The following is a 25,058-nucleotide window of genomic DNA, read 5'->3' on the forward strand; positions in this document are numbered from 1 at the left end:
ACGACTATCCTGGGGAGGACTAGCCATGCATGAGAAATATCGAACAGTGGCCTATAATGGGCCACTCCGAATCCGCCGTAAGGCATCTAATATGTTCCTTGGCAACCTGGTCACGGTGAACGCCGACGTCGATCTTGAGACGGGGCAAGTGACCTTTTTCGTGGATGACGCTTCATTAGCGACGTTAAGGGCGGATTATCAAAAGAAAGTTGATCGTTTACATAAAAAATGAAAACAAGTGGCCTCCTAAACAAAGATAATTATCGTCTCTGGTTAGGGGGTCACTTGTTTTAAGCTTGATTAGTCAGATTGGAATTACCACCGACGTCGGAATCCGAGAACACTCGTGATTGATAGGAGGAGTGCCCCCAGTGCTGCCCACCAGGTTGACTGTTCGTTGGTTTGCGGAAGAGTATTTGTAGATTTGGTCGTTGTCGAAGTCTGTGTTGACGATGACGTCTTCACATAACCAGACGCCAAATGGCGCGGCGCTTTAGCCCGAGTTGCCGCACGATAATGTGGCTTTTGACTCACTATACCTGGTCTTTGACCAGTTGTCGGTTTGGTGACCGGTCGTGGTGTTTTGCCAGGTTGGGGATCGGTTGGAACGGTCGGTGGTGTCGTGGGATCTGTCGGATCAGTCCCAGGATTAGGCTCGGTTGGATTTGTCGTTCCAGTCCCATTACCAGGCGTTGTGGTCCCGGACCCATCCCCGGGGTCAGTCGTTGCTGGGGCAGAAACGGTTACAGGAACTGTTGCGGTTACCGTATTTCCAAGATCATCGGTATACGTATAGGTGACGGTGTAGGTTCCCGCTTTGGCGGAATCGATCGCGGTTACGGTTTGCCCACCGGCATCCTGAATCGTTTCAGTTAGCGCCTGACTGCTGAGGGCGTCGGCAACTGAAACGGGTTGTCCATCACTACCGGTTAAGCCAGTGATACCCGTTCCTGTCGTCCAGGAGGACCCGGAAGGTAAGGTTACGGGGGATGTGTCCGTTTGAATCGCTAGTGGACTGGTAGTCACGTTAATGGTGGCTGGCGCACTAGTCGTTGTGTTTCCTTGAGCATCGAGATAGCTGAAGGTGACCGTATATTTTCCAGTTTGTGTGGTGTCGACTTTACCATTAACGGTGAGGTCACTGATCTGCAGGGGCGTGCCATCGGGACCGATCGCACTTTCCAAGTTCGTGCTGGAATCCCACTTGGCCTTGGGCCCCGCGACCAAAGTGCTGTCTTTCGGCGCTAGGGCCGTTTGAATGCGGGTGACATAGACCGTATAGGCCTGACCACCAGTTGCGTTTAGCGTGGCACCGGCAGCCGGGGCTTTGTATTCAATCTGCGAGGCCGTTCGCGTGATAGTGCCAACGGGCGTGCCGTCCGCTAATTTAAGGGATGGTTCCCAGTAGTCGGTAGTGCTCAGACCAAGATCGGCAAGGGTGACCTTATAGGAAGTTCCCGAGTTTCCAGTTACTGAAACTGGTGTTGAAGTGAGCAGTTGATTTCCGTTGGATGCGTCATAAACGGTGTAGGTGTCGGTGACGTTGGACTCAACGTAGTTCACGACCCGTTTCATACTGGTTCCACCAGAAGTTAAGGCGATGCCTTCGATATTGGCATCGGGTGCGCCAATGTTGTCTCCCAGTGAAGAAACAGGAATAGACACATAACCACCGGATAGCGACTTGGTTAAATCACCGATACCGGCAAAAAGGACCCCCGTTTCCGACACTTCGGCGAGATTTCCGGCATTAGCGGAGACACTCGTATAGGAACGGTCTGTGGTTGTCTTAATAGGCAAGATCATCTTAGTCTGGTCCTTGTACTTTGCTGCTGGGTCCACATAGGTGACTTTGGCGCCATCATTGGGCCGGAAGTAGAAGGCCTGTCGTCCGTCTGTTGTGTTCCCCAATTGGAAGACATCGAGTGATTGGATGTCAGCGTATTTTTGAATTGCCGTGGCATATTCTGAGGCGCCCTTTTTAAAATCATCAAGCGTGGCGGAAGTACCTGCAGGCATCACAACGTAAAAGCCATAGAGGGGATCATTGACGGCCAATCCATTTGATCCACCGAAAAAGTAGGGCATCAGTAAGATTGGCGCATAGGCGCCATAAGTTGTCACCATACCGTTCGTAATATCAACATAGAAGTTAGAGACTTTGGGCACCGTGGTCAGGGGTACTGCGGTTGGTGCGGTTACCGCAACTTCACGTGCTTGACGCGGCGCTGTCACCGATAAGGCACTTATCTTATCGGTGTCGATTTTTGAGCCATTTGAAACAGACGTCTCGTCACTCTCAGAGGTAGTCTCTACCGGGTCGTCTGGCTGATCATCCTCATCGTCGTCTTTCAACAAGTTGTTTGAATTAATATCTTCAGTTGGGTCGCTTGCCGGCTGGTCTTGAGAAGACGAGTCTTCGTCAGTATTAGATTGCGTGTCATCACCAGTCGCTTCATCTGGTGGGGTCGACTCAGAGTTAGTATCGGTTTTTGAGAAATCGGTATCGGTTATGTCAGTTGTGACGGGTTGATCGGATTGCGATTTATCCGCTGTTTCTGTGGTCTGTGGCGTTGTGTCATCACTCGTAGTTGTTGCGGCTTGTGCGGTGACGATGGCGCCACCCGTAATGGCAACGGTGGTGATGGCGGCCGTCAGCCAGAGCTTGCCAGCCTTGTAAAGCTTGTAGTGTGTTTTAGGGGTGGTTTGGTGAAGCTGGTTTCCATGTCTAAACATGTGAGTTGCTCCTGTCAGACCATCGATTGGGTGGAACCTAGTATCCTAGTCCTAGTATGCTTACCAATCGAAGGTCACGTTTACTATACTATTGATAGTAACACAAAATGATTTAAATATATATTGGTTGACTATACAAACTTACTGGCGCGATCACTAGCCCCGTTGTTTCTTTTCGAGCAAGCAGATTGAAGGCGGAATTTCGGCAACTGTTGTATGATAGTGTCAGTTGTTAACCGATTTTGACTACCCCCACCGCTGAACACCAGCGAAATTACCGAAAGGATGGGAGAAAATGACGACAGTTTACGATTTCACAGAAACCGAAATGAGTAACCAGTCCATTGATTTTAACGATTACAAGGGGAAGGTTGTTCTGATTGTGAACACCGCCAGCAAGTGTGGGTTCACACCCCAATTAACCGGCCTGGAAGCCCTTTACAAGCAGTACAAGGACAAGGGATTTGAAGTCTTGGGTCTGCCTTCCAATCAATTCAATCAAGAACTCGATTCCGACGAAGCGACCCATAACTTCTGTCAAATGCACTTTGGCGTGACCTTCCCAATGACCAAGCACGTTCAGGTCAACGGTGAGGGTGAAGATGGCTTGTACACATACCTGAAGTCTCAAGCTGGCCACGGTCCAATCGAATGGAACTTCACTAAGTTCCTCGTGGGGCGTGACGGTGAAGTCTTGGGTCGTTTCGCACCAGGGACGCCGCCAGAAAGTCTGGAACCAACGATTATTGCCGCGTTGGGTAATGTCGCGGAAGACTAAAAACTGATAAATTAACCGATTTTTATGAAGCGATTGGCCAGGAGTTAGTCATGGCCAATCGCTTTTTGAGTGCCACTGACGCACCTGTTATGATTTTGTCCCCGGTGGTATACTGACCCACAATTAACACTTGAATGGGGGACGATTGGATGGCATTAATCACAGCGGAAGATTACTTATTAGTTACCGAACATATTGGACAGAAGCCGGTCCTGCGAACGCGATTCACGACGCAGGCCTACTTTGTTTTTGGCGCAGTCCTCGACCTGATCCGACAGGGTGGCTTACAGATTGCGGATGGCCGATTGGCTTTGGGAAAGGCGACTGTTTTGACGACCCAACCCGAATTTCTGAAATCACTCTGTGATCGGCTACTGACGGATTTACCCAAGGCCGAGACACCAGAAGATTCGCTAAAATTGGTGACGAGCTGGACAATTGCCAATGATCTCTATGATGGCATCATGGCGCAGCTCCAGAAACAGGGTGACGTCACCCCACAGGTCTTTCAAAATAATCTGAAGCCGCACGTGATTGCAGTGCCCCAACCGGCTAGCCGACAACGGGTACGCGATGAGTTGGTTGCGACGATTCGGGAACGGCGGGACAACTCAGGTTTGGTCGACCTCTGGCTGATCTTGGCTCAGCAGGACGCGTTACGTTGGCTTATCAGTGACCATGATCTTCCTGACTTGAAGGCAGCTTTCGCGGATCGGTTAGCGGCCAGTCCGGCTCTCAGGACGACACAGCAACTGGCAGCGACAGTTGGCGAGGTGATTCAGGCCAAAAAGTTTTGGATGGACAGCTGGTTGAGTTAAAAAAGTTTGGAACAAATTGAGAGCTAGCTCAATTTGTTCCAAACTTTTTTTCGTATCAGGCCATCTAGCTGAAACGTGCGTCACCAGGCAACCAGCTCCGCTTAACCCCGTTTGTTGAATACTCCAAGCCCGAGATTTTTCAATAAACGACGTTAATGCTCACTAGTTAACCGCCCGGTGTCCCACTCCTTATAAAAAGAGATAGTACAATCCGCTCAACCCGATGAACAGGTAAATCAAGCGTTTCACGGCGGCCATATTTAGGCGATTGAGTAAGTGAGCGGCAATGACCGTGCCGACGAATGCGCCAATCATTCCGATTAGAATGGCGGGAACGTTGCTGACAGTGAGAATTCCCTGACTGACACGTAGGGTTGTGATGTAGATAATATCAATCAGGAAGAAGGTCTGGACCGTGGCCACGTATTCCCCCGTCGTTGAGGAGAGGGTTAAGAAGTACAGTGCCATCAGTGGTCCGCCGATCCCGAAGAGACCATTGAAGAAGCCAGAGATGAGCATGAACCCAATCGCTATGATCAGGGGATAGGGATGGCTACCAGCCTTGGGTGCCAGGGTGAAGTAGAGGGCCAACGCGACCAGCAGCACCCCTAACAGGTGGCGGAGGAGTTGGAGGTCCAGATGTTGGCCCAGATGCACCGACCAGGTGGCCATGGCGGCGTAGACCACGAAGGGCAGGATGACGCGTCGTAAATGAATGTCGTGACGATAGCGAATGGTCAAGGTGACCACACTGGCCGCCATGATCAGAGTGGCGACCCCGGCCCCCTGAGCAATGGGCATCACCGATGGTAACACAATCATCATAATAATCGCGGATCCAAAACCAGTCAGGCCTTGGACGAGTCCGGCCAAGAGGCCGAAAACAAGAATCAGTAACCAGGTCATCAAAACGTCTCCCTTGTTCAAGTTAAGTTAAGTTTGCCGGATTCCGAAAAAGAAGTCAACGGGGGTTGCTAATACCCCAGGATGATGTTATGGTAATAGTGTAATAGGGAAATAGAACACTAGTGAGGTGGGACGATATGCATTTCGACGATAAGATTCCAATCTATTATCAGATTAAGACCCACATTTATCACGAGATCATCATGGGGACGTTACAGCCGGGCGAGAAGTTGCCATCAGTTCGACAGCTGGCGCTGGACGTGACGGCCAACGTTAATACGGTTCAACGCGCGTTGAGCGAGATGATTGCAGCGGGGATAATTGACTCTAAACGAGGTAAGGGGAATTTTGTGACGATGGATGAAACCAAGATTACAGATTTAAAAACCCAATTGATTACGGAACAGGTGGCACGGGCTTATCAACAGCTTCACGCCTTGAATTTGAGTGACGAAGAGATTCTAAACAGTCTTAAGCACTACATGACACAGAGGGGGAACGTGGAATGACTGCAGGATTAACTTTACAGGGCGTGCAGTACCGACACGGCATGAAGACAATTCTTCACGACGTTGACCTGACCATCACGCCAGGCAAGATCATTGGTTTGTTAGGGGAAAATGGGGCCGGTAAGACGACTCTGATGCGGCTCATTACGGGGAGTGCCAAGGGGAAAGGCACGATCGCTATTAATGATGCCACAGTGGTTGGCGAACGGAAACAACACGTGAGCTTCACGGAACAATTACGGGGATTTGCTCGTGAAACCCGCGTTGATCAGGTCGTGAACTTCTATCGTGACGTGTACGGGGACTTTGATTTTCAGCGTTACCAAGATATGGAAACTTTCTTACAGATTGATGGCTCGCTGAAGTTGACGAGCCTCTCCAAGGGGATGAAGGAGAAGCTGATCATCGCGTTGACCCTCTCACGCCGGACGGACCTCTACTTGTTGGACGAACCCTTCAGTGGGATCGACAGCATGAGTCGTAAGCGGATTATTAACAGTATTCTCCAGTGGAAGCCGGACGATGCCATCATGGTCATCAGTGACCACTACGTCTCGGAGGTTGCGGCCATTTTGGATGAAATCGTAGTCGTCAAGGACCAAACGATCTTTACCCATGAAGCGACGGATACGATTCGGGAGAAGTATGATGTGGGGATTGAAGCCTACTACGAGAGTTTATACGAAAAGGGGAACGACTATGACTAGCTTTGGGCGGATTTTCAAAGTCCTGACACGGAGTAAATTCCGTGAGGCAAATTTACTACTTTTAATTCAACTGATTGCCATTGCGGTAAGTCTGGTGTGGATTCTGATCACGGGGACGCTATCCACCACCAGCTTACTTCAGGCCGTCAGCAGTTGGGCCGGCGTAACCTACGTGGTTGGGTTTTACCTGATCGCCCGACGTTCGGAACAGGCCTACACGCAAGATACCTTTCGGCTGATTCCAGTGGAGGAGACCCGCTTGTACCTGGGCAACCTACTATCATCATTTGTGATGTTCTTTTACATAGTAGGGGTTGAAGTTCTCTTGCATCTGGCCGGTATTGGCATTGGCTGGAATGTCTTACGGAAGGACATGGGTAGTATCTTCAGTGCCCATCCGGTAGACCTGGGACCCAATAGCCCTTGGGACATCGCCAAAGTGGCCATGATTATTGCCTTGCTCCTGTTGGTTGTACTTATCCTGATGTGGACGACAATTACGTTTGTTCACCTGGTTGTCAGTGCAACCTCGAACTTTTTACCAAGTGCTAGCAAACGGTTGGTTAACTTCGTCCTCTACATCGTGGTTATCTTCCTCGTTGTTCGGGTCGCAGCCTTCCTGATTGTCTTGTTCTCGAAGGTCACGAGTTCGTTTTCGATTGGCAGTGGCCTGATGAATCTCTGGTTGCCCATTGGTGGCATGGTTTTGGTGATTGTCATCGAATCGGCTGCCAGTGTCTTCCTGCTAAAAAAGTGGGTTGAAACGGTACCAAATTAAATTAAAAAACGGGAGTTGGCCGCTTGGTCAACTCCCGTTTTTATTTGCTGATAAATTTAGGCACAAAAAAATGCCCTCATCAATCCGAGATGAGAGCAACCAGTTGATCCATAGGATGCATCTGGAATGTACAGAGCAACTGGGCAGGTGCAAACCTGCATTGCCTATCATACGCGACATTTAACAGAATAGCCAGCTAAATTTTGAATTGCTTTAATTAAGGGGCGTGGTAGGATGTGGGTAACAACTAATTAATGAGGTGACGACAATGGAAAAGATGCGGACAATGTTGTATGTCGATGACGTGGAAGAGACCGCCCAATGGTGGCAAGATAACCTCGGAGCGACGGTGATTGAAGTGAATGTCCTGCCTGACGAGTCCAATAACATCGTTATCACTATTGCACCGGGGGCGGAGTTGTCATTTTTCAGCAAGGCTTACGTTCGGCAATACTCACCAGAAGTGTTGGGGAGTACGCCCTCCCTCATGTTTTTTGCCGCGGACTTTGATGCGTTGCATGATCGCCTGACAACGGCCGGTGACATCGTGGCTAACAGTGGCACGCGTACCTTTAATTTCCGTGATCCCGAAGGAAATTATTTCGCGGTGGGTCAAGCAAAATAGCGGCGTTACGCGGCTCAGTAACCCAATCTAAATTGGGTGTTAAAAAATTCCTGAATTCGCTTTCCATCGGCGGTGGTCTGTGGTATAGTGACCCAAAAGGTGGCGATGCAACATGATGAGAATTTCGAGACCCACAATGAGTCTACACGATCGGTTTCAACGGATGATCAATACGTTAATGGATGGTCAACCGCTCGTATTTACCAAGAATGGTTCTGCAAAGTGTGTGATGACACAATTGGATGGCTGGGACGGTGCCTCTAAACGTTCCCAATCGGTCTCGAATAGTGCTTCGCAAGCGACGACACAAGTCGCCGCTACGGAACAGCATGATAATCTCAAGTGGCGCAGAACGCATGGCTGACTGACTAAGAGTTTGGCGACTGGCGTTGTATCCCAAGCAGCTTAGATTAAATTTTTGAAAATAGGTATCGGCTAGATCCTTTTAGAGGGTCTAGTCGATTTTTTTGTCTAATTGATGATTTTATGCAAAAAAAACCGGGCGAATTTCGTTAGTAAGAGTATCAGGGATTTTAGGTTGGTGAGACTTTACGGGCTTTGGGAGCTTCGGAATGGTTAAATAGGCATCTAAGTTGTTCTTTTTTAAAAATAATTTTAACGTGGAAAAGCCGTGTCAACAAAGGGATTTACACGAGTATTCGCCATCTGAAATAAAACAATTAGTTAGTTTTTAGTTAGTTTTAGTTTACAAAAGCTAACCAAGGTGCTAATCTTATCCCATCAAGAAAACAGGAGGAATTTGATATGACAGACGAGAGTCGTGACTTACTTCAGAGCTTTGGAAAATTGATGACAAATCGCATGTTCCTAATGGCGGTGGGCCCACATCCTGGGATGGGTGGACCTGGTGGCCGGGGAGGTCACCGGGGGCAAGGACGCCTGTTAAAGATTTTGGCGCAATCGCCAGATGGTTTGACTAACGCGGAGATTGCCGAAATTTTGGACATTCGTCCCAGTTCAGTCAGTGCCACAATCAGTCGGTTGGTGGACGCCGGATTTGTTGAACGGGTGCCGAGTGCCACGGATAAGCGAGCCGTGATCGTTCGCTTGAGTGACCACGGACGGGATTTATTTGCCCAGTACGACCAACGAAGCAGTGAGGTCGCTGATCAATTATTTGGTGGCTTAACGGCGGCCGAACAGACACAACTTGAAGAGCTATTAACGAAGTTAAATCATCAGATCGCTGATCTGGATTGGGATGACTTCATGCAACGCGGACACGGCTGGCCCCACCATGGGATGGGCCGTCCCCGCTTCTAATTTTGACTCACCGGAGGCATAAGAGATGGAACACAGATTAGCAACACCGCGGACCGCTGGGAAACGGCGCGCAGAAAAATTTGATTTTAAGGGCTTCTTAGCGTTGATTCGCCAAACCAAGCCGAAGTATTGGCAACTGTGGGTAGGTCTATTCCTAGGGATGCTGGCGACTGGTGCGCAACTGGCCGTGCCGAAGTTAGCTCAGTCCCTGATTAACGGTCTGGGACATGCGATGAACCAGCCGCTATTGATTACGGTTATCGCGTTATTCATTGTGAGTGCCCTAGTCAGCGCCGGATCAGGGGCCTTGCTGGGATTCTTCGGTGAAAATGTGGTGGCCCGTTTACGAGAAACGCTGTGGCAGAAGTTAATCCGGCTACGCGTGAGTTATTTTGACAACGTGAAGACCGGTGAGATGACTTCTCGGCTGGTCAACGACACCATGCAGATCAAGGATCTTTTGGCGAATTCGTTCCCACAAATGGTCACCTCACTGCTCCAGTTAGTGGGGGCGTTGGTCATCATGCTCCTGATGGACTGGCGAATGACGATGATCATGTTTGTCGCGGTACCACTGGTGATGTTAGTCATGTTCCCAATCATGATTAAGTCCCGGAAGATTGGTCGGCAACGGCAAGATGCCATGGCCACCTTCAGCGGCCAGACCGACGAAACATTGAGTGAGATTCGCTTGGTGAAGTCGTCTAACGCCGAACATTACGAGACGCAAACGGGTTCAGCTCAGATCCAGGACCTCTATCAGATTGGGCTCAAGGAGGCCATCTACGATTCAATTGCCGGTCCAGCCATGACTGCGAGCATGTTGGCCGTCTTCGTGGGTGTCTTGGCCTACGCCGCAGTGCGGGTTTCCGCTGGTACCATGAGTCCAGGCATGATGTTCTCATTTCTGATGTATCTGTTCCAAATCATTGGACCCGCTGGGACGTTGGCTCGGTTCTTTACCGATACGGCGAAGGCTAGTGGCTCAACGGCCCGCGTTCGCGAGTTGTTGGCAGAACCGGAAGAATTATTGGCACAAGGGCCAACTCAATCCGTCACCGATCAGGCTTTAGCCATGGAACACGTGGACTTTGCCTATGAGGATGACGGGCAACCGGTCCTGCACGACGTGAACTTCACCGCAGAACCGAATACGGTAGTAGCCTTTGCTGGACCTTCCGGCGGGGGTAAATCCACGATCTTCGGCCTTATCGAACGTTACTATCGCCCACAAAATGGCCGGGTAACGATTGGTGGCGAAGATGTTAACGACTTTAACCTCAGCGATTGGCGATCACAGATTGGTTATGTCAGCCAGGATTCCGCAATTATGGCGGGAACCATTCGGCACAACTTGACCTATGGGGCCGACCGTAGCTATTCAGATGAGGAGCTGTGGCACGTCTTGAAATTGGCGTCAGCCGATGAGTTTGTTCACAACATGTCAGCTGGCCTGGACACCCAGGTTGGTGAACGTGGGGTCAAGGTCAGTGGGGGTCAACGCCAACGTTTAGCGATTGCTCGGGCCTTCCTCCGCGACCCTAAGATCCTTCTCTTGGATGAAGCCACGGCCAGCTTGGAATCCGAGTCCGAAGCCATGGTTCAACAGGCGCTCGGCGAGTTGATGAAGGGGCGGACAACGCTTATTATCGCGCATCGCCTGAGTACCATTGTGGATGCCGACAACATTTACTTCATCGAAAATGGTCACGTTAGTGGTAACGGGAACCATCAAGAATTGATGGACAAACTGCCGTTGTACCGGGACTACGTCAAAATTCAGTTCAAGGAATAACACGGTCCGGTGGGCCGCCTTACCAGCCGACAGATATGGGCTGGAACGGTGCGAACACAATTTGAAGCCTCGAAGACCACGAGTCTACAAGATTGGTTTTCACCTAAGCCGGCGGGAGAAAATCGCCCGTCGACTAAGGTGAACGACGCGCCTGAGCCCATATCTGTCGGCCTCACGGCTCACACTGAGTAAGAATCTTAATATTAGTCATTCAAAAAATTGAAAGAGAGATCCTGTCTTCTTGTGGTTCTTTAGTGAACAATACAAGTGGATAAGAGGGATCTCTATGGTGAATAACCACTTTCACAAGCTAATCAGAACACGAAAAGGGCTGGAATCAGTAATTGATTCCAGCCCTTTCTGGGTGTTGTGGTTACTTAGCTAATTTAAGTGCATGCTTCGTGTAAACGACATGCCAACCCTTAGGCAGGCCGGAAACGTGACGGAACTTGCCACTGTGCTTCTTGTAGGTGATTAATTTGGCGCCCTTCTTCAAGTCACCCTTAGTTAACTTCAGGGTACCGTTGAATTTGGCGTTTTTCTTAACCGTCAGATGACCGGCACGACTCATCGTCAGCTTACCAGCCTTGGCAGTTTCGAATAGACCTTTGACCGCAACCGTCTTGGCAGAAAGGGTAATGGTTCCCTTCTTGAGTTGTACGTTACCAGTTCCGAAGGCAGACTTGTTAGCGAGTTGAAGCGTCCCGCCTTGAACGACAGTCCCACCGGTGTAACGGTTGGCACCACTCAGCGTGAGGGCCCCAGTTCCGGCCTTGGTGAATTTACCGGTACCGGTGATCTTGTTACGCCAGTTGTCTTTGGCGTTGAAGCCACCCTTCTTGGCATCCATGGTGACCTTGGTGTTGGTGAGGAAGGCCCCGTAACCATTGGCTGCGGAGAAGAGGTCGATCCGACCCCCACCTTCGGCGTCGTCCATCACAGGGTAGCCAGAAGGCATCCCAGTCGTGAAGATGACTGCCCGACGTTGGTTAGCACTCAGGTAAGGCAGACGGCTACCCAGGAGCGTCTCAGCACCCTTAGGAACGCGCATTTCTTGGTTGGTGTCACCCGTTTGGCTAAAGCCGTAAGTCATCCGGTAACGGTAGGCGGCACGGTTGGTTTCGTAGTCACCGTAATCGTCATGAGCGGAGGTGTCTTTGCTCCCTAATAAGGCGCTGGAATGAGCGGCTTCTAAGGCATCCTTCATGAGAGATTGGTTATTGTGGTCATAAAGTGTTGCGGCGGTCATGGCTGAACCAACCATACGGCCACCCATGACAGCGAGTGGTGAGTGACGGCCAGCAATAACGCGGTCGTAACCTACTTCAGAAGAACGCGTTGCGAGTTCTTGGAACCGTTCTGGGAAGGCGTAGGCCAAGGACAAGCCACTCTCAAAGCCACCAGTGGTATGGCCACTAGGGAAGTCGTAGGAGTCCTTAGCAGCGGTTGCCATGCTGTTCTTTAAAGCAGGTAATGGTAAGACGGAAGGACTGATCCGGTATGGCCGGACGAAGTCGTAGTAGTGCTTCACGGTGTTGGTCCCGGAGTAAGGCATTTGCTTGGTGAGGTTCATTAATTGAACAACAGGACCTAATGTGGATGTTGCGGAAGCCCATTCAACATGTTTCTTTTTAAAGCCAACGGGAAGCGGCTCGCTTGGCATCGAGTCCGTTTCGGTTTGCGCGTTAGCATTGCGGATGAATGCTGGGGCGTAAGGTCCGAGGGCTTGGATGACGGCGTAACGGTTATCCCGTTGGTCGGTCAGAAATGACCGTTCGGCATCAACGGCAGTCCGGTTACGGGTAATCGCAGCGGACTTCTCGATGTTGAGGTCGAGCAAGGGCTTGTCGAGTGGTTCTTGATTGTGGGTCCAATATGTAGAGAACTCGTCAACCAGGCCGATTACGGGGTTAGTCGTGGGCGTGGTGAACTTGTCGGTGTTCTGTTGGTACGTGTCGACAAAGTAGCCGTAGCCAGCCTTATGTGGGGCCAGGAGCTTGGCGAGGTCGGGTTGCTTAGCCTTGTGGCTGGCGTGAGCCGTGGTTACGGTCGTAACCAGGGGTAAGGTGACAGCAACTAAAGAAAGTGCCGTAGCCGCTTTACGGGCCCAATGACGATGTCTGTTTTTCATGAAAATAACCTACCTTTCGAAGTTGAGGTGCGTTTTCATAGCTGTTACATGACTATCATAAGGGAGTTTGATCCCCTTGTCAGCAGGCTTAGGCAAAGCGATACGGAAACCATACGAAACTATTACGTTCCGTTTTATTTCTCAATATTCATCATTGAAAAGCTAATAAGGACGTCGTTTTCATGATAATTGTAATAAAAAAGAGCTTTCTCAAGAAGGCTCCAAATGATTAGATAGCTAAATTGTTAGTCAGTTCATGATTTCCCCAGGACTCGAAGTCGTGGAGAATACGGTGAAACATGGCCCCATTGACGGTGAGCTGGTAGCTGTAATCGTCGTCCTCGAAGGCATCGACGAGACCCCAGTCTTCCAGTTTGTGAAGGGTTGTGAAGAGGTTAAACGTGGAGATCCCGCGGATTGCTTGGCGCAGGTCCATGAATTCAGTGGGGTCTTCGGTGAGTTGGTAGAGGACCAGGGCGTACCAACGGTGATGTAAAATTTCGACGCCGAGTTCGGAGCCAAGATTGAGTTGCGTTAAGGGCATTAGTTAATTGCCGCCTTTCTATCGGTTAGAGTGATTAAATGTTATGAAGTGAGACGTGTGCAGTCGACATTCAAAGAGATTTATCATATCACGTGGTGGGCACGCTGTCCAGATACGTTCTTTTTTTAGTAACGCCAGTGAGTGGCGGCTAAGCAGATGATAACGTCAGATTAGCCTGAAATTGGCGTATAATAAACCTAATTTTAAAGTCGAGGAGGCTGGGATTATGAAAATTTTAGTGACAGGCTTTGATCCCTTTGGTGGGGAGACCACTAATCCAGCGATGGAAGCGGTCAAACGGCTACCGGCCACGATCGCCGGTGCTCGGGTCGTACCTTTGGTGGTGCCAACCGAGTTTGAACGTTGTGCGACGGTTGTACGATCGGCTATCGAAACCGAGCATCCCGATGTGGTGCTCAGTATTGGTCAGGCTGGCGGCCGATTCGGCCTCACACCGGAACGGGTGGCGATTAATCTCGCCGATGGCCGCATCGCAGACAATGCGGGTTACCAGCCGACAGACGAACCGATTGAACCGGCGGGGGTAGCGGCCTATTTCACGCAATTGCCAGTGAAGGCGATGGTTCAAGCCATTCGAGCGGTGGGGATTCCGTCTCAGCTCTCCACGACGGCAGGAACCTACGTCTGCAATGATCTCATGTATCGTGTCCAGTATCTGCGGGCGACGGAATTTCCAGAGTTGCGGGCTGGCTTTCTACATATTCCCTTTCTACCAAGTCAGGTGGTAAGTAAGCCTGGTCAGCCGTCACTGTCCTTGGCCGACGACGTCAAAGGGATTACGGCAGCGATTACCGCGATTGTCACTGCGCCCACTGAGAGCTAGTCAGACGCTCCTGCTTAGACGGTGAGTGAACTTTATCGAAATTAGCAAGGGGTAACAAATCCTGATTTGACGGGCATCTTACTAAAAAAGGCATCACGGCCTGTTTATAAATTTCATCATAATTAGTCCCATACGTGTCGGATTATTCTATAATAGGATTTGTATAATAGTGAAATTGATGGGAGGACTTATGATGCAAAAATATGCAGCAGAATTTATGGGCACCTTCATGTTGGTGTTCTTGGGAACCGGGGCCGTGACAGTAGCCGCCGGGAATACCCTGACGATTGGGTTAGCCTTCGGGTTAGCGATTACGATTTCGGCCTACGCCTTCGGTGGCATCTCGGGTGGTCACTTCAACCCGGCCGTCACGACAGCCATGTTGATTAATCGCCGGATTGATGGCCGTGATGCCGCGGGTTACATCGTCGCTCAGTTCTTAGGGGCGACGGTGGCTTCGGCTTGCATTCGACTCTTTGTAGGCGGCTTGGGCTTAGCAACGACGCAGTTAGGTCAGACGGACTTTCCAAAGATCTCGACTGGTTTAGCCTTTGTTGTTGAGACTTTGGTCACGTTCCTCTTCTTGATGGTCATCTTAAATGTTACCAGCGACCGTCATGGTAACGGCGACTTTGCCGGCTTGACGATTGGGATTACCTTGGCCTTCCTGATTATTGTGGCTTTGAACCTGACCGGTGGTTCCTTGAACCCAGCACGGTCATTTGGTCCAGCCATCTTTGCTGGTGGGAGTGCCTTGTCACACCTGTGGCTTTACATTGTCGCACCTGAAGTTGGGGCTATTCTGGCAGCCTTTGCGGCTCGGTTAATGGGTAGCGAAGATTAGACTGCTTTGAAATGCTGATTAAATTGGGCGTTAGCAGCGCCTCCGGGCTGGTGAAAATGAGGCCGGAACGCTGTGGGCGCACGCGCGGAGCCGAAGAGCGGTCTCCACGCTTAGGTTCGAGCCTCTGACGAGTCTCAAACCTAGCAGTTCCCTAAGCGACACAGACCGTCACTAAGGGAACTCCCACGGCTGGGCTCATTTTCACCAGCCCTCCGGCTAACATTTGCGTTCAGTTTTAGATTGGTGTCATTCAGTTATTGGTTTTCGCAATCATTATCAATTTGAAATTTAGGTGAAAAACCAAAAGTGTCGGACAATTACCTCAGGGATAATTGTTCGACACCTTTTTTATGTTTTGAGAATGGTTGCGTTTTTGTTGCATTGAACCGCCAGTCTTAGCCGGAGGAGGTCAGGGGTGGAGCCGGCCGTGGTGAGACTGTTAGACCGAGTGGTCTATCTCGGCCTTACAGTCTGGGCGACTTTGAAGACTCGCGTTCTTGGCGAGGCTTCAAATCGAGCGAGAAGCCCCAAGGGCTGAAGCGTCCCCACAGCAGGCGGAATCCCTGACAGCCGTAGGCGACAAATTTAAGCGTTAATTTCACTCAATCGGAATTTCACCATTTTCGTAATGAGGTCGACTGGAAGCGGCTGGTCGTAGGCAAACTGGACCGCGCCTTTGGAGTACTTGTAGTAGCCCAACAGATCGTCTTCGGACGCTTCAATGGGGCCAGATGTGGGATAGAATCCCAGGTGGTGTTTCATGGCCGCAAAGTAAACGACGGGCTTGTCCAGCGCAAATGCCGGCATGCCATAACTGAATTTTTCAGTGGCATCTGGCAAGAGATCTTTCAACAAGTGATACATCGCTGTGAGTTGTGGTTGGGTCTCTGCTGGTGCCTGGTCAATATAATCTGTGATGAGGGTCATACGTAGTCCTCCAGTCTTAGTGAACGATCAGCAGTTCGGAAACATTACCGCGGCCCTTACTCCGCGCCGAAATCATGCGAGCCGCCGTGAGACGATTGATCGTGAAATCTTGATAAAGGGTATCGAAGAAGTCATCGGTCGGATCACTCTGATGGGGATCCGAATTACTGAGGGCAAAGTGCGCGCCGGCTGCGGCTAACACGTGGGTGTAGTCGGCTAGGGCTACCTGGGCATCATCGTTGAAGCTGGATTTGGTGTAGCTGGTGAAACTAGCCGAATCCGTGAGGGGCCGATAGGGGGGATCAAAGTAGAAGAAGGTGCGGTTGCCGGCAAATTGCTGGGATTGATGGTAGTCACCTTGTAAAATTGTCGTATTCTGTAAGAGATCGCTGAAGTTTTGTAGGTTGGTTTGGTCGACTAGGGAGACGGTTTTCCGGCGGCCGAAGGGCACGTTGAAGGTTCCCTTGGCGTTGACCCGGTAGAGACCGTTAAAGTCGGTCTTATTGAGAAAGACGAACAGGGCGGCTTGACGAACCGGCGTGGGGATCTCGGTGACAGTCTCGTCTGTTACCGACTGGGTAATCCCGTTGTTGAAGGTGGTCCGCATGTCGTAGAAGTAGGCCTTCTTGGCAACGAAGTCATCATCTTCGGAGAGGGCGTTGTAGGCAACCTCTAGCTTTCCAAGTTCGGTAATGAGGTCCGCCAGGTGGTCTCTGACCTGCGTATAGAGGTTGATGAGTTCCGCGTTGACGTCCATGATCACCTGATGCTTGAAACGATAGCGCGTGGCCAAGTAGAGAAAGAAGGCGGCCCCCCCGGCAAAGGGTTCGACGTAAGTATCGATATTTTCGAAGGCGACCTGTTGGGTGGTGAGGGCCTCGATAGTGGGTGCTAGACGTTTCTTACCGCCCGCCCACTTGATGATTGGCGTGATTTGAATTGGATTTTCGATTTTTTCGGCCATGCAGTCAGGTCCTTCCATAACTGTCTTGAAGCATATTGTCTCAAGTATAAAGAAAACGAGTCCAAAAGACCAATACTATTTCTCCAAAAAGAGCGTAGAACCGGGAACCTTTGGTACAATGATATTAACTTAACTTCGGAGGGGAAGGACCACAATGGCCAAGGAAAACATTCGCGACCGTGTCTGGGAACAATTATTTGCCAAGTACGCTATTTTAGCGGCCATCGAACGCGATGGTATCTTTGAAATTACGGCCAATCAGATCAAGGAATTCTATGAACCACGGTTGGTCACCAAATATGATTGGTCGAGTAGTTTACCTCAAATCTTTCAGGCCCATAAGCTGGCCATTCTGCCAGACAGTCGGGGAACTTACAAGATTGGCCCGTTCAAGGCCTACCAACCCCTGGTTCATCGGGAGTTGCGGCCAATTCTGAAACAGCTGCCGGACTTCGTTCATTCGTTTGACCACTTTCCGATCACCTCGGAGAGTATGGCGTTGAATGTGGCGCAAGCATCGGGGATGATCGATGACGTTCTAGGCCGTCAGCCAGGTGATCCGGCGGCGGTGGACACCCTGACAGGACGGGTTAAAAGTGGCCATTTGACCTACCAGATTGCGACAACTAAGGGCCAGCAGTTCGATTTTGCGGTCGCCAACAGTCAGGTAGAAATTGATGCCGGTTACGAGAATCGGGATAAATTAGCGGTCATTGAGGCCAAACGTAAGTTGCCACAGGACTTCATGATTCGCCAGTTATATTATCCCTACCGGCTCTATCAGAGCTTACAAACAGGCAAGACGGTCGTTCCGATCTACTTCACTTATGTGGATCAGGTCTACGCCTTTCATATTTATGAATTCACGGATCCCATGAACTACTCGAGTATTTACGAAGTGCGCCAGGTGAACTTTGTTCTGAATACAACCTGGGGGACGCCGGTAGCCGTGGCACGGGAGATTGCGGCACAGAGTCCCAACGATCCCGAGCAAGGCATTTATCCGCAAGCCAACAGTTTTAGTCGCGTCTTAGGCAGCCTGGAGAGCCTGCAAGCGCCCCTGACTGGCCCGGAGCTGGCCACTGAACTAGGATTAAATGCACGGCAGGGGGATTACTATGGGAACGCCCTCGTTTACCTGGGATTGGCCACGAAGGTTACGCATCAGTTCACGTTAACCGAGCTCGGTCAGCACGTTCGGACGTTGCCCAATGGCGATCAGCGAAACCAGTTGCTTTTGAAACAATTGTTGGCGCATCGTACGTTTAAACTGATCTTTGACGTCACGATGGCCAATGACCAACGGCTGGATCTGGACGAGATTCGTCGGGTGATGCAAGCTAATATTCCCGATCTCAATGCCACCACGATCAATCGGCGAGTCAGTACCGTGCGGGCTTGGATGGAATGGGTGCTAAGCATTTTACAGTAGATTAACTTGTTCGCCTGCGGCTGCCAAGGATTACGCCTGCTGTGGGGGACGCTTCAGCCCCTCGGGCTTCTCGCTCGATTTGAAGCCTCGCAAAAATCGCGACTCTTCAAAGTCGCCCAGAATGTAAGGCCGAGATAAACCACTCGGTCTAACATTCTCACCACGGCCGGCTCCAGCCTTGGCCTCCTCCGGCTCGGGTTAATCTGTTTTAAGTATTCAGCACAAAAATCGGTAGCCATTATCTGTTAATTATCAGATAGAGGTTACCGATTTTTGTGTCGCTTACTAAAATTCTCGTTCGCGAGGTTTAAGATCACTTGTTATGGGGACAAAACTTAGGCATCTTTCTCTTCATCTTGTCGTTTAACCTTAGCCAATCGCTCATACTCCTTGTCACCCAGTAGGTGATGCAAGGCGGTGTCGTTGTCCTGATGTTCCGATCGACCTAGCCAATAGAAGAGTAAGCCAAGACCGATCCAGACGGCCAACATGATGTATTCCGTCGGCCAGGCCAGAGCAACTGGGGACTTGGGATACAGGGTACCAATGGCAATGACCACCGCGAGAAAGCCGCCGAGCATGCTGGGCCACAGGCGGCGCAGACGAAAGCCACCGTTGAGGTTCGGATAGTCACGACGAATACGCCACAGTGACATCGCCGTGATGGCCCAAGCCATCGCTACGAAGAAGCCGCCAAGGTCAAGAAAGTAGGTCATAGCCCCTTTGCCCAACCACCCGAAACCGATGGCAAAGAGGAGCACGAGAACCGTGGCATTGAGGGGTGTTCCGTGTTTCTCACTTAATCGGGCGAAGCGCGGTGGTAAGAGGCCGGCCCGGGCCAACGACAGAATCAGCCGGGGCGCCGCGGTGAAGAGGCCGATGAAGCTGGTAAAGAGTCCCAGAAAGGCAATGAGGAAGGCGGCTTGCCCTAGCAGTGGGAAACCGGCCTTGGTAAAGGCGGTAATCGACCCCATATCGAAGGTTGCTGTCTTCTGCCACGGGTAAACCCAGGCGCTGGCAAGGAGGACGATGATGTAGTAGCTGGCGGCCAGGACGATGGCGCCAACCACGGCCTTCCCAATCTTAGCCGGTGGCATGTCGGCCTCTTCCGCCAGGATGGTAACGACTTCCCAACCAGTTAAGAAGGTCATGGCGGGGAGGACGAACCGCACAATGTTCAACAGGGGGTCACTTCCGGTGGCGAAGGCCGGCCAGAAATTTTTCGGACTGCCCTGAGAGAATCCGGTCACGATGAGGGCCCCACCTAAGATGACGAGACCACCAAACAACACGGCCTGAACGCCAGCGGTGAGGCGGGTTCCCCGGATGTTGAGGGCGAAGATAAACAGGGTGAAGGCAACGCCAATCGCGAGTTCCATCAGCGAGACATGGGCCCCGGCGATCGTGTAGCCTGGACCTTGGCTGATTTGCGGCCAGATGGTGGCCAGGAGCATGCTACTAGCGGTGACGTAGAATGACAGGGCACTCAGGTAGGCCCCGAGAATGGCCCAACCGGTTGCGAAGCCCCAGCGTTTACCAAAGGCCAGGTAGCTGTAGACGACGGGTCCGCCACTTCGAGGAAAGATTGAGGAGAGCTCGGCGAAGGCTAGCGAGGCCAGGACGGTGATTGTCATGGCCAGAACGAAGCCAAAGATTTCGCCCCCAGCCCCGTATTTAGAGAAGAAGATGCCATTGGTATAAATCCAGCTACTTCCAATGACACTTGAGGCCCCCAGAATCAGGAGCCGCGGAAATGAAATATGGCGGGTTAAATTCTGCATGGTGATGGCTCACTTTCATTGAACAGATTTTCGAAGACTTGTGAAATTATGGTTCTCATTCTACTGAATGATAGCGTTTGCAACAACGAAAGTGACTCTGAAAGTTCACAAGCGATTAGGGAGCGAACCATTCAGGGGCAACATCACCAACAGTGGGCGAAGATGCCCCATCAAAATGATTGCCCCGGCTCAGTATTTCCACTATGGTTAGGGAAAAGAGTTGTGAAATGGAGGAGTGGCAATGACACCTTTGCGGTTTAACGAGAAGAAATTTGAACGCCAAACGGTGGTTATGAGTGGCCGACGCGTCACGTACCGGGCTTTCTTAGACCTGGACTATCTGATGATGCCGGTCGCGGAGGAGCAGCGACTCAATGTCTTTGTGCCGGAGCCTTACTTTAATCAAGGTCGGGTTAACGGCTACAGTCGGGTCACGGCTCCCATCTTCATGCCCAATACCGTGGGGGGTTACTTGCCTGGACCCCGAGATTTTCCAGGAAACTCGGCGCCATTTAGTCGCGGAGCAACGATTCTCCAGGCGCTAGCACGTGGGTATGTCGTGGTTTCCGCCGGCGTTCGTGGGCGGACAACGCAGAACGGGGGCGAATTTGTTGGCAAGGCCCCGGCCTTTATCGTAGATCTGAAGGCCGCCATTCGTTACGTGAAATTCAATGCCGGCTGGATCCCCGGTGATACCGAAAAGATTATCACCAACGGAACCAGTGCCGGTGGGGCTGCCTCGGCGTTGGCGGGGGCCAGCGGCAATGCGGATTTCTTTGCGACCCCCTTAGCGGAACTAGGTGCGGCCCCGGCTACCGATGATGTTTTTGCCGTATCGACCTACTGCCCAATTTCTGATTTGGAACACGCTGATGCGGCTTATGAATGGCAGTTCAACGGTCTGAACACCTGGCATAGCCAGCAGTTCACGCGAGTCGGGGATCGCATGCAGGTGACGCCGGTGGCTGGCAAGCTTACCACCAAGGAACAGGCGTTATCGGCCCAGTTGAAGGCTACCTTTCCAGCTTATGTTAATTCACTGCATTTGCAGAATGACCAGAAGGCCCGGTTGACGTTAAATGAGCAGGGACAGGGGCCGTTCCAACAGGCGATTATCAATGAACTTAAGTGGTCGGCTCAGCAGGCATTAGATACCGGAGATGACGTGACTGCCCAACGAGGGCTGACGATTCAGGCCGGTCATGTGACGCAGTTAGATTGGCCACAATACCTCAGGGGGCTTACGCGGCAAAAACCGGTTCCGGCGTTTGACGCTTTGGACCTCAGTAGTCCGGAGACCAGTCTGTTTGGGAGCCGCCTACTTGCGGCTAGACACTTTACGTCGTTTGCTCAGAAACACACTACCGTACGGGCACAACAGACCGATCCAGTTCTCGTTGCCGCGATCAACCCGGCGAGTTACTTAGAGACAAACCGAAGTCAGGTTGCCCAACATTGGCGGATTCGGCATGGGGCCTCCGACCGAGATACCTCATTTGCTGTTCCCTTCATCTTAGCAACGTTACTTAAGAATCATGGTCGAGATGTTGACCTGGCATTCCCTTGGGGACGACCACACGACGGCGATTACGACCTGCCAGAACTCTTCGATTGGATCGATCACATTTGCCAATAAGAGCAAAAAGGTTGCTTTATTATACCTATGGGGGTATATTGAGAACATCAAAGGCCGCCACTGAAATTTTTTATGAATCCAACACAGGGTTGGATTCGCTCTTAGCCGAGGGTGGCGACCCTAAATAATCCCTATGGGGAGTCTAGAGGAGAATGAGCATGATTAAGGAAATTCACGACCAGGACTTTGAAAAAGAAACAAATACCGGGGTCACCGTGGTCGACTTCCGCGCCGACTGGTGTCCACCTTGTAAGATGATGGATCCCATTTTACAGAAGCTTTCCGAGAGTGAAGACTTCAAGGACAAGGTGACGTTTACGTCGATCAACATCGACCATGACAAGCAAATCGCCAGTCAGTTCCAGGTTCAAGGCATTCCAACGTTCTTAATCAAGAAGGATGGCCAGGTCATCAACCGCTTGGTCGGTGCCCGGCCAAAGCCACTATTTGAGGCGGCTTTGAAGGAAGCCTTGGCTTAAATACAATCAATACGAAGACAGTAAAGCGGCTCGAATTACCATTGGGGGTAAATCGAGCCGCTTTTGTTTACCTTTCAGTTCTAACCAGCCTACAGTACGGGTGAAGTCAAAACGGGAGGTGAGGGCCATGCAGAAGCTCTATCGCTATGTGCCGATGTTAAGCGCGCTCACGAGTCTGTATTTTCTGTGGCTGATGTCGATGATACCAACCACCACAGAGCTTGATTTGGAATTGACGTGGCGACCACGATACCTGTGGCTTGTCGCTGCCATCCTGGTGGTGATTGGGTTCACGGCTTTGGCTAAACAACGTCGGTCCAAGGAGTGGGGCCTAGTCATCAATGGCTGCCTCGTGATTGGGATGGCCATCGACCTTTGGCAGACGCAGCGTTCACCGTTGATGGCGGATTTTCTTTGGCTGTGGGCGATTTTGATGATGCTAGATTTAGGACTGATTGTTTGGGGTGGCTATCGGCTTTGGTGGCGGCATCGTTAGCCTAACTGACTTTATAGGAAAAATTGAACCCTCAAGGTTGGACAGAAAATCCAACTTTGAGGGTTCAATTAATGAAACGTAATGACTTAGTTTTAAAAAAATTGGTTTTATGGTCCAACCGCATAGGAAGGCGTCGCAAGATACTTATTATAGAAATGGTTCTTAGCAACCTTACGGACGACTAACACATCAATGTTCGCGCTTTCTGTAGGGAAAGGCACATTGATTTGATAGTGCTGTTGCCGCTTACTCCCACTGTAATACTTAATTTCCGATTTAGGAAGCTTACTGGGGCCGGACAAAAGCGCCGCAAACGGATGACCATTTTTCAGAATGCACAGTCTAACGGCATTACTGGGAACAAATGGCGTAAATGTGAGAAGCAATAGAAGCAAGACGAGCGTTGGCAAAAACCATTTCAGCCATTTTTTAGAATGACGAGTCATGTTACTTCATCTACTTGCCCGAGGATCTTATGATAACACAACACATTGTTGTCGATTTCCCTTGTTGGATCAGTCGTCCTTAGAGAAGTTCCTGATGGAAATTGATTGCGTCTTCCTCAGTAATTGGCCGCAAGACGTGGCACGGATTCCCCACGGCAAGTGAGTTGTCGGGGATGTCCTTGGTGACGACACTGCCGGCACCGATGACACAGCCACTCCCGATGGTCACGCCGCCGATCACGGTCACGTTACTGCCAAACCAGCAGTTGTCGCCAATGGTGATTGGCCGATCGTACTCAAGGTTGTACTTGCTGCCGTCTGCCCGGTAACGAGCGTTACGATCTTGGTAGCGGAGGGGATGCATCGGGGTAACCAGTGTGACGTTGGGACCGAACCAGCAGCTATTACCGATAGTGACGGGGCCACAGTCTAGCACCGTAAAGTTGGCGTTAGCATAGAAGTTCTCACCAAAAGTCGTGTAACAGCCGTAGTCAAAGAAAATGGGTCCTTGCAAGTACATGCCGGGTTTCCGATTAGGGAGTAGTTTTTCCAAAATGGCTTCCCGTTTATCGGATTCGTCATCAAAGGTTTGGCTGTACTCCTGGGATAAGTGGTGCGCGTAGTGAAGCCGCGCGGTTAGTTTGGCGTCAGTCGGGTCGTAGAGCTTGCCGGCCAACATCTTTTCTTCTTCAGTCATGGCCAGGTCTCCTAGATCAAAATCCCATTACAATGGTCAACTTCATGTTGAATGGCTTGGGCGACCAGACCGGCGAAGACCTGTTCGTGAGGCTTGAAGTTCTGGTCCAGGAAGCGAACGGTAATGGCTTTGTACCGCGTTGTTGGCCGAGTCCCCTTGAGTGACAGGCAACCTTCTTCAGTCTTGAATTCGCCGGAAATTTTGACGATCTGCGGGTTGAGCATGGCGATTGGAATCATCCCCAGGTTAATCACGATGATGCGCTTGTTGACACCAATCATGTTGGCAGCCATACCAATGCCATTGACACTGTGGGCCTTCAGGGTATCGAGTAGGTCAGTCACCACTGGGCCGTCGAGTTCGGTAGCGGGGGTAGACTGCGTTTGTAACAGAGCTGGATCGTGAACTAAATTTCTAATCATGAGAATTCCTCCAAAATTTTTTTAAGTTTCGTGGTGGTGTTGAAGTTACGGGCACTGGTCTGGCGATACAGAGGTGTCCCGAGAATCTTGCTATAAAATGACCGGCTGAAATGAACCTTGAGGGTGGATGTCCAGAAGATCAGGTTCGGTGTAATGAGAATCCGGTCGTAGTCGCTGGTAACGTGTTCGGTTAGCCAGCTGTCGTTGCTAGGTTCGTAAGTATTGAGCTTGAACAAGGCATTGTGACGTAGCGTGGGATCAGCGCCCCACCAGTCCGGAGCCAAGGCCAGATCGGCCAGAAATTCCGGCCGGCTGATTAAGCGAAAGTCGATAGGAAAATCGAATTCGGTGGTCAGCAAGGTCTGAACAAGCCGTTCACATTGGGCAAAGGTTTCCGCACTGGGACGAATTGTCAAACCAAGTGCAACACTTTATCAAATAAAACTTCTTCAGGGGTACAGTAGTCTAGAACCTTTCTC

The 25,058-nt window shown here is 50.9% G+C and carries 26 protein-coding genes; 16 read left to right on the top strand and 10 right to left on the bottom strand.

What is annotated here, in order from left to right:
* Positions 1–25 precede the first annotated feature (25 nt).
* Positions 26–232 (top strand): hypothetical protein, encoded by a 207-nt coding sequence (locus OCU14_RS03825; RefSeq protein ID WP_261809870.1) that lies wholly within the window; start codon positions 26–28, stop codon positions 230–232.
* Between the two features lie 83 nt (positions 233–315).
* Here OCU14_RS03825 and OCU14_RS03830 read toward each other — a convergent pair whose 3' ends face one another.
* Positions 316–2,736 (bottom strand): immunoglobulin-like domain-containing protein, encoded by a 2,421-nt coding sequence (locus OCU14_RS03830; RefSeq protein ID WP_261809871.1) that lies wholly within the window; start codon positions 2,734–2,736, stop codon positions 316–318.
* A gap of 295 nt (positions 2,737–3,031) precedes the next feature.
* Between OCU14_RS03830 and OCU14_RS03835 the strand changes: the two genes are divergently transcribed.
* Together OCU14_RS03835 and OCU14_RS03840 are read left to right on the top strand one after the other, a co-directional pair.
* Complete coding sequence (locus OCU14_RS03835) at positions 3,032–3,514, top strand: glutathione peroxidase (protein WP_261809872.1); 483 nt, start codon at positions 3,032–3,034, stop codon at positions 3,512–3,514.
* Positions 3,515–3,663: 149 nt separating this feature from the next.
* Complete coding sequence (locus OCU14_RS03840) at positions 3,664–4,332, top strand: hypothetical protein (RefSeq protein ID WP_261809873.1); 669 nt, start codon at positions 3,664–3,666, stop codon at positions 4,330–4,332.
* Between the two features lie 189 nt (positions 4,333–4,521).
* On the opposite strand, the gene OCU14_RS03845 is transcribed toward OCU14_RS03840, so the two are convergent.
* A complete protein-coding gene (locus OCU14_RS03845) occupies positions 4,522–5,238 on the bottom strand; it encodes a sulfite exporter TauE/SafE family protein (RefSeq protein ID WP_261809874.1) in 717 nt (238 codons plus the stop codon).
* Positions 5,239–5,375: 137 nt separating this feature from the next.
* Here OCU14_RS03845 and OCU14_RS03850 point away from each other — a divergent pair, with 137 nt between their 5' ends.
* From OCU14_RS03850 to OCU14_RS03880, 7 genes are all read left to right on the top strand, one after another.
* Positions 5,376–5,747 carry a GntR family transcriptional regulator gene (locus tag OCU14_RS03850; protein ID WP_261809875.1) on the top strand — a complete coding sequence of 124 codons (372 nt, stop codon included), beginning with the start codon at positions 5,376–5,378 and terminating at the stop codon, positions 5,745–5,747.
* Positions 5,744–6,454 carry an ATP-binding cassette domain-containing protein gene (locus tag OCU14_RS03855; protein WP_261809876.1) on the top strand — a complete coding sequence of 237 codons (711 nt, stop codon included), beginning with the start codon at positions 5,744–5,746 and terminating at the stop codon, positions 6,452–6,454. Before OCU14_RS03850 ends, OCU14_RS03855 begins: the two co-directional genes overlap by 4 nt.
* On the top strand, positions 6,447–7,232 hold the full coding sequence (locus tag OCU14_RS03860; RefSeq protein ID WP_261809877.1) for a hypothetical protein: 786 nt from the start codon (positions 6,447–6,449) through the stop codon (positions 7,230–7,232). The genes OCU14_RS03855 and OCU14_RS03860 overlap by 8 nt, the downstream gene beginning before the upstream one ends.
* Positions 7,233–7,500: 268 nt before the next feature.
* Complete coding sequence (locus OCU14_RS03865) at positions 7,501–7,857, top strand: VOC family protein (RefSeq protein WP_261809878.1); 357 nt, start codon at positions 7,501–7,503, stop codon at positions 7,855–7,857.
* A 112-nt stretch (positions 7,858–7,969) separates the two neighbouring features.
* Positions 7,970–8,221, top strand: coding sequence for a hypothetical protein (locus OCU14_RS03870; RefSeq protein ID WP_261809879.1), 252 nt, complete (start codon positions 7,970–7,972; stop codon positions 8,219–8,221).
* Positions 8,222–8,622: 401 nt separating this feature from the next.
* Positions 8,623–9,141: a MarR family winged helix-turn-helix transcriptional regulator gene (locus tag OCU14_RS03875; RefSeq protein ID WP_261809880.1), complete on the top strand. Its 519-nt coding sequence runs from the start codon at positions 8,623–8,625 to the stop codon at positions 9,139–9,141.
* Positions 9,142–9,166: 25 nt separating this feature from the next.
* On the top strand, positions 9,167–10,936 hold the full coding sequence (locus OCU14_RS03880; RefSeq protein ID WP_261809881.1) for an ABC transporter ATP-binding protein: 1,770 nt from the start codon (positions 9,167–9,169) through the stop codon (positions 10,934–10,936).
* A gap of 373 nt (positions 10,937–11,309) precedes the next feature.
* On the opposite strand, the gene OCU14_RS03885 is transcribed toward OCU14_RS03880, so the two are convergent.
* Both OCU14_RS03885 and OCU14_RS03890 read right to left on the bottom strand, forming a co-directional pair.
* Positions 11,310–13,067, bottom strand: a complete 1,758-nt coding sequence (locus OCU14_RS03885; RefSeq protein ID WP_261809882.1) for a phosphatase PAP2 family protein — start codon at positions 13,065–13,067, stop codon at positions 11,310–11,312.
* Between the two features lie 229 nt (positions 13,068–13,296).
* On the bottom strand, positions 13,297–13,611 hold the full coding sequence (locus OCU14_RS03890) for a winged helix-turn-helix transcriptional regulator (protein ID WP_261809883.1): 315 nt from the start codon (positions 13,609–13,611) through the stop codon (positions 13,297–13,299).
* A gap of 226 nt (positions 13,612–13,837) precedes the next feature.
* Between OCU14_RS03890 and pcp the strand changes: the two genes are divergently transcribed.
* Together pcp and OCU14_RS03900 are read left to right on the top strand one after the other, a co-directional pair.
* On the top strand, positions 13,838–14,455 hold the full coding sequence (gene pcp, locus OCU14_RS03895; protein ID WP_261809884.1) for a pyroglutamyl-peptidase I: 618 nt from the start codon (positions 13,838–13,840) through the stop codon (positions 14,453–14,455).
* Positions 14,456–14,648: 193 nt separating this feature from the next.
* On the top strand, positions 14,649–15,299 hold the full coding sequence (locus OCU14_RS03900) for an MIP/aquaporin family protein (RefSeq protein ID WP_125544561.1): 651 nt from the start codon (positions 14,649–14,651) through the stop codon (positions 15,297–15,299).
* Positions 15,300–15,884: 585 nt separating this feature from the next.
* On the opposite strand, the gene OCU14_RS03905 is transcribed toward OCU14_RS03900, so the two are convergent.
* Positions 15,885–16,226 (bottom strand): iron chaperone, encoded by a 342-nt coding sequence (locus tag OCU14_RS03905; RefSeq protein ID WP_261809885.1) that lies wholly within the window; start codon positions 16,224–16,226, stop codon positions 15,885–15,887.
* A gap of 16 nt (positions 16,227–16,242) precedes the next feature.
* Positions 16,243–17,190 carry a DNA adenine methylase gene (locus OCU14_RS03910; RefSeq protein WP_261809886.1) on the bottom strand — a complete coding sequence of 316 codons (948 nt, stop codon included), beginning with the start codon at positions 17,188–17,190 and terminating at the stop codon, positions 16,243–16,245.
* 154 nt (positions 17,191–17,344) lie between these two features.
* Between OCU14_RS03910 and OCU14_RS03915 the strand changes: the two genes are divergently transcribed.
* On the top strand, positions 17,345–18,622 hold the full coding sequence (locus tag OCU14_RS03915; protein ID WP_261809887.1) for a type II restriction enzyme: 1,278 nt from the start codon (positions 17,345–17,347) through the stop codon (positions 18,620–18,622).
* A gap of 335 nt (positions 18,623–18,957) precedes the next feature.
* Here the strand turns inward: OCU14_RS03915 and OCU14_RS03920 are convergent, their stop codons facing one another.
* Positions 18,958–20,403, bottom strand: a complete 1,446-nt coding sequence (locus tag OCU14_RS03920; RefSeq protein ID WP_261809888.1) for an APC family permease — start codon at positions 20,401–20,403, stop codon at positions 18,958–18,960.
* Positions 20,404–20,644: 241 nt separating this feature from the next.
* Here OCU14_RS03920 and OCU14_RS03925 point away from each other — a divergent pair, with 241 nt between their 5' ends.
* From OCU14_RS03925 to OCU14_RS03935, 3 genes are all read left to right on the top strand, one after another.
* Positions 20,645–22,039 carry a subtype B tannase gene (locus OCU14_RS03925; protein ID WP_261809889.1) on the top strand — a complete coding sequence of 465 codons (1,395 nt, stop codon included), beginning with the start codon at positions 20,645–20,647 and terminating at the stop codon, positions 22,037–22,039.
* A gap of 158 nt (positions 22,040–22,197) precedes the next feature.
* On the top strand, positions 22,198–22,518 hold the full coding sequence (locus OCU14_RS03930; protein WP_261809890.1) for a thioredoxin family protein: 321 nt from the start codon (positions 22,198–22,200) through the stop codon (positions 22,516–22,518).
* 127 nt (positions 22,519–22,645) lie between these two features.
* Positions 22,646–23,014: a hypothetical protein gene (locus tag OCU14_RS03935; protein WP_261809891.1), complete on the top strand. Its 369-nt coding sequence runs from the start codon at positions 22,646–22,648 to the stop codon at positions 23,012–23,014.
* A gap of 525 nt (positions 23,015–23,539) precedes the next feature.
* Here the strand turns inward: OCU14_RS03935 and OCU14_RS03940 are convergent.
* Genes OCU14_RS03940 through OCU14_RS03950 form a run of 3 tightly spaced genes read right to left on the bottom strand, consistent with a single transcriptional unit; the run spans position 23,540 to position 24,995 of the window.
* Positions 23,540–24,157: a sugar O-acetyltransferase gene (locus tag OCU14_RS03940; protein ID WP_261809892.1), complete on the bottom strand. Its 618-nt coding sequence runs from the start codon at positions 24,155–24,157 to the stop codon at positions 23,540–23,542.
* A gap of 11 nt (positions 24,158–24,168) precedes the next feature.
* A complete protein-coding gene (locus OCU14_RS03945) occupies positions 24,169–24,579 on the bottom strand; it encodes a peptide deformylase (RefSeq protein ID WP_261809893.1) in 411 nt (136 codons plus the stop codon).
* Positions 24,576–24,995, bottom strand: coding sequence for a hypothetical protein (locus OCU14_RS03950; RefSeq protein WP_261809894.1), 420 nt, complete (start codon positions 24,993–24,995; stop codon positions 24,576–24,578). The genes OCU14_RS03945 and OCU14_RS03950 overlap by 4 nt, the downstream gene beginning before the upstream one ends.
* Between the last annotated feature and the right edge of the window lie 63 nt (positions 24,996–25,058).

The organism is Levilactobacillus humaensis (genome assembly GCF_024345185.1).
Lineage (GTDB): Bacteria > Bacillota > Bacilli > Lactobacillales > Lactobacillaceae > Levilactobacillus > Levilactobacillus humaensis.